This window comes from Fulvivirga kasyanovii, from assembly GCF_009711405.1.
Taxonomy (GTDB): Bacteria; Bacteroidota; Bacteroidia; order Cytophagales; family Cyclobacteriaceae; genus Fulvivirga; species Fulvivirga kasyanovii.
This window is the reverse complement of sequence record NZ_SMLW01000126.1, coordinates 1-1,030: the sequence shown is the minus strand read 5'-3', so window position 1 is coordinate 1,030 and position 1,030 is coordinate 1. Positions and strand designations below refer to the sequence as shown.

Genomic DNA, 1,030 nt, shown 5'->3' with positions numbered 1-1,030 from the left:
AATCCGGCAGGGTAATATGTTGTGGGCATTCCCGGTCAGGGACTGTGCCCGGCTGCTGACGGCGCTGTTATTTACGATCTCGCTGTAATCCAGACCGGCTACTCCGATAAATACGCCTGTAAAACTGCCTGACAGGTCGCTCGCTTTATATCCGGCATCTTCTATGGCCTCCCAGGACAACTCCAGACTCAGTCGGTGCTGGGGGTCCATCAACTCTGCCTCGCGGGGGGAGATACCGAAAAACAACGGATCAAAACCGGAGATGTCTTTCATAAAGGCACCCCACTTTATTTTCGTCTTCCCTTCTTCCTGGTTCTTGTCTCCATAGTAATCTTCCCAGCGCCAGCGGCTCGAAGGAATCTCGGTGACCAGGTCTGTTCCATCCTCAAGGTGGTGCCAAAACTCTTCCAGGTCTCCAGAGCCTGGCATTCGCCCGCTGATACCGACAATCGCTATTGGATCATAGTCTGGCTTATCGGTACTGGAAGTGCGAACTGCGCTAAGCTCACTGCTTCGGTCAGTGGCTATGAACTTCTCTTCTACTGAAGGTTTTGCTACCTCTGGTATAGCGTTAGACACTGAAGGTAATGATGGTTCTACCGATAGTCTGGAAGATAATGACGGTGATGCCAGGGATTCGCTGAAGTAATGGTTCACTTCTTTCGAATGCTCGGTGAGCAGGTATGTCTTTAGTTCTTCCAGGTTAGGGTACTCAAAAAACAGGGTCGGGTATACTTCTATCTGAAGCTCTTCGCCCAACTCCCGGGCCAGGCTGATGATGCCTGCGGAGTCTACCCCAAAGTCCATAAAGTTCCTGCCCATATCTGAGGGAGATACGGCTCCGCCTGTACGGCTACGTAGCTTGTCCAGAAGGTAGGACGATACGGCTGACTCCAACGGTGATGATTCCGGTGAAGGGATCATTGTCGGCTTTGACTGAGTTGGAACTGTCCGGTTTACCTGAACGCTGGCTGGTGTCTCCAAAGGTATGCGCTTGGCTGTAAAGCCTTTAAGCTCAACCTGGATCGCT

The 1,030-nt window shown here is 51.7% G+C and carries 1 protein-coding gene; it reads right to left on the bottom strand.

Annotation, left to right across the window (positions count from 1 at the left end; genetic code table 11):
- Positions 1-1,030: acyl carrier protein (locus E1163_RS00285; protein WP_221417868.1), on the bottom strand; the 1,030-nt coding region annotated here is incomplete at both ends.